The organism is Amnimonas aquatica (assembly GCF_002943415.1).
Lineage (GTDB): Bacteria > Pseudomonadota > Gammaproteobacteria > Pseudomonadales > Moraxellaceae > Perlucidibaca > Perlucidibaca aquatica_A.
Genome location: NZ_PTQZ01000216.1, coordinates 1 through 3,024, shown reverse-complemented (window position 1 = coordinate 3,024; position 3,024 = coordinate 1). Strand labels below are relative to the sequence as shown.

The window sequence follows — 3,024 nt, the reverse complement described above, 5'->3', positions numbered from 1 at the left end:
GGCGGCCTGAGCAGGCTTCAGCGTCCGGTTTTTTCCGGACGCGCGGCCGGGCGCCACTGCACCGGTGTCGCAGGGGCGTCAGAGGGCGAGCCGCTGTCACCGCAGCTGTCGCAGCCGCTGCCGCAACCGCTGTCGCAGCCCGCGCCGCCACCGGCCGGTTGCAGCCAGCGGCCGAAGCGGGCCCAGCCGCGACGGGTCGCGGTATCGGCGAGCAGGCCCTGCCAGGCGCGCGAGGTGCCCGGCAGCAGCTTGCGCACGAGCTGCAGCAGGCTCCAGGCCAGCACCAGGCTGACCAGTCCCCATTGCAGCAGCTCGTTCATGCTCATGTCAGCGCGACCGTGATCTGGTAGGTGGCGAAGGCGGCCAGGTAGGCCATGCCGAACAGGTAGAAAGTCATCAGTCCGACCATGCGCCAGGAGCCGGTCTCGCGGCGCACCGTGGCCAGCGTCGACAGGCACTGCGGCGCGTAGATGAACCACACCAGCAGCGACAGCGCCGTGGCCAGCGACCACTGCTGCGCGATCAGGTCGCCGAGCTGGCTCGCTACCATGTCCTCATTGCCGGACAACGCGTACACCGTGCCCAGCGCTGACACTGCCACTTCGCGCGCGGCCATGCCCGGGATCAGTGCGACGCAGATCTCCCAGGTGAAGCCGATGGGCGCGAACAGCGGTGCCATGAAGTGGCCGATCTGGCCGGCGAAGCTGTAGTCGATGTCCGGCATGGTGGCGTTCTCCGGCGGCCCCGGGAAGGTGGCCAGGAACCAGATCAGCACCGTGGTGGCGAGGATGATGCCGCCGACGCGCTTGATGAAGATCATGCCGCGCTCGTACAGGCCGATGGCGATGCTCTTCCAGTCCGGCAGGCGGTAGCTGGGCAGCTCCATGAGCAGCGCGTGGTCGCTGCGGTCGCGCTGGAACAGCTTGGCCGCCCAGGCCACCAGCAGCGCGCTGGCGATGCCGCCGAAGTAGAGCGCGAACAGCACGATGCCCTGCAGGTTGAACAGGCCCCAGACCGACTGCGAGGGAATGAAGGCGGCGATCAGCAGGGTATAGACCGGCAGGCGCGCCGAGCAGGTCATCAGCGGCGCCACCATGATGGTCACCAGGCGGTCGCGCGGATCGGCGATGCTGCGCGTGGCCATGATGCCCGGCACCGCGCAGGCGAAGCTCGACAGCAGCGGAATGAAGGCGCGGCCGCTGAGGCCGGCCTTGAACATCAGGCGGTCGAGCAGGAAGGCCGCGCGCGGCAGGTAGCCGGACTCCTCGAGCACGAGGATGAAGAAGAACAGGATCAGGATCTGCGGCAGGAACACCAGCACGCCGCCGACACCGGCGAAGATGCCGTCGTTGAGCAGGCTGTGCAGCACGCCCTCGGGCAGGGCCTGGGTGCTGAACTCGCCGAGCGCCGCGATGCCGTCCTCGATCATGCCGATGAACGGGTCGGCCCAGGCGAAAACGGCCTGGAAGATCAGGAACATGAGCACGGCCAGCAGGCCGAGGCCGAACACCGGGTTGAGCAGCACGCGGTCGATGGCATCGTCGCGCGAGTCGGTCAGCGTGGGCATGACCACGGTGGCGGCCAGCAGCGCGTTCACCTCGGCGTGCAGGTCGGCGCCGGCCTCGCTGGCATCGGGCACCGGCGCCAGCAGCGGCTTGTCGAGCTGCGCCAGCAGGTCGGCGACGCCATCGCGGCGCACGGCCACGGTTTCGATCACCGGCATGCCGAGGCGTGCCGACAGCTCGGCGACATCGATGCGGATATCGCGGCGACGCGCCGAGTCCATCATGTTTAGCGCCAGCACCATGGGCCGGCCGAGGCGCTTCACTTCCAGCACGAAGCGCAGGTGCAGGCGCAGGTTGGTGGCGTCGGCCACGCACACGATCAGGTCCGGTGCCTGCTCGCCGGGCAGCTCGCCGAGGCAGACCGCGCGCGTCACCGCCTCGTCGGGGCTGGCGGCGTCGAGGCTGTAGGCGCCGGGCAGGTCGAGGATGCGCAGCGTGCGGCCGGACGGCAGCGCCAGCCGGCCCTCCTTGCGCTCCACGGTCACGCCGGCGTAGTTCGCCACCTTCTGGCGGGCGCCGGTGAGCTGGTTGAACAGCGAGGTCTTGCCGCAGTTCGGGTTGCCGACCAGGGCGATCTGGCGGATGCCGCTCATGCCGACACCTCCACGATCACGCGCGCGGCCTCGCTGCGCCGCAGCGCGAAGCGGGTGAAGCCGACCTGCACCAGCAGCGGATCGGCGCCGATGGGGCCGGTGGCGGTCAGGCGCACGGTCTCGCCGGGCACGAAACCGAGGTCGGCCAGGCGGCGGGCGATGGGGTCGACATCCTGCGTGGGTTCGACGCGCTGGATGATGGCGGTGGCGTAACGGGGCAGATCGGAGAGTCGCACAGCAGTCCGGACACTATGGATGAGAACGATTTGCAAGTCTCGGCCGTGGGGTTGCCGGTGTCAAACGCTATTTCCCCTCCTTTCCTGTGGAGTTTCTCCTCCGGCGGCAGGGTGGAAGCCGCGCGGGCGCCAAGGTAGAGTGGCCGGCAAAGTCTTTCCGCCGAGGTGATCATGAAGCGTGTCCTGCTCTGGCTGGGCGCCGGTCTGGGTGTCGTCGTGCTGTCCGTGTCGGCCGTGCTGGCCTATGTCGTGTTCGTGCTCGACCCGAACGACTACAAGCAGGAACTGGCCGATGTCGTGAAGCAGAAGACCGACATGGATCTGGCGCTGAAGGGTGATCTGGCCTGGCAGCTCTGGCCGAGCATCGGCATCCGGCTGGGCGAGACGTCGCTGACCGATCCCGTGCTCAAGGAAACGCTGGCGGAAGTGAAGCAGGCGGCGGTGTCGGTGGAGCTGCTGCCCCTGCTCTCCGGCCGTGCCAGCATCGACGCCGTGCTGGTCGATGGCGCCGCGGTGCGCTTCGTGCAGTACGCCGACGGCCGCACCAGCTGGGACCGTCTGCTGGAGAAGCTGAAGAGTCCGGATGAAGAAGAACAGTCCGAACAGGTCGCCTTCGACATCGAGAAGCTC

At 68.6% G+C, this 3,024-nt stretch carries 4 protein-coding genes; 1 reads left to right on the top strand and 3 read right to left on the bottom strand.

Features of this window, described 5'->3' with window-relative positions:
* Positions 1-17: 17 nt before the first annotated feature.
* The 3 genes from C5O18_RS08090 to C5O18_RS08080 are packed head-to-tail and all read right to left on the bottom strand — an operon-like array spanning position 18 to position 2,394.
* Positions 18-326: a DUF6587 family protein gene (locus tag C5O18_RS08090; protein ID WP_146089292.1), complete on the bottom strand. Its 309-nt coding sequence runs from the start codon at positions 324-326 to the stop codon at positions 18-20.
* Positions 323-2,158: a ferrous iron transporter B gene (feoB, locus tag C5O18_RS08085; RefSeq protein ID WP_105193021.1), complete on the bottom strand. Its 1,836-nt coding sequence runs from the start codon at positions 2,156-2,158 to the stop codon at positions 323-325. The genes C5O18_RS08090 and feoB overlap by 4 nt, the downstream gene beginning before the upstream one ends.
* Positions 2,155-2,394, bottom strand: coding sequence for a FeoA family protein (locus tag C5O18_RS08080; protein ID WP_105193019.1), 240 nt, complete (start codon positions 2,392-2,394; stop codon positions 2,155-2,157). The genes feoB and C5O18_RS08080 overlap by 4 nt, the downstream gene beginning before the upstream one ends.
* 171 nt (positions 2,395-2,565) lie before the next feature.
* Here C5O18_RS08080 and C5O18_RS08075 point away from each other — a divergent pair.
* A partial coding sequence (locus tag C5O18_RS08075) for an AsmA family protein (protein ID WP_146089291.1) occupies positions 2,566-3,024 on the top strand: 459 nt, incomplete at its 3' end.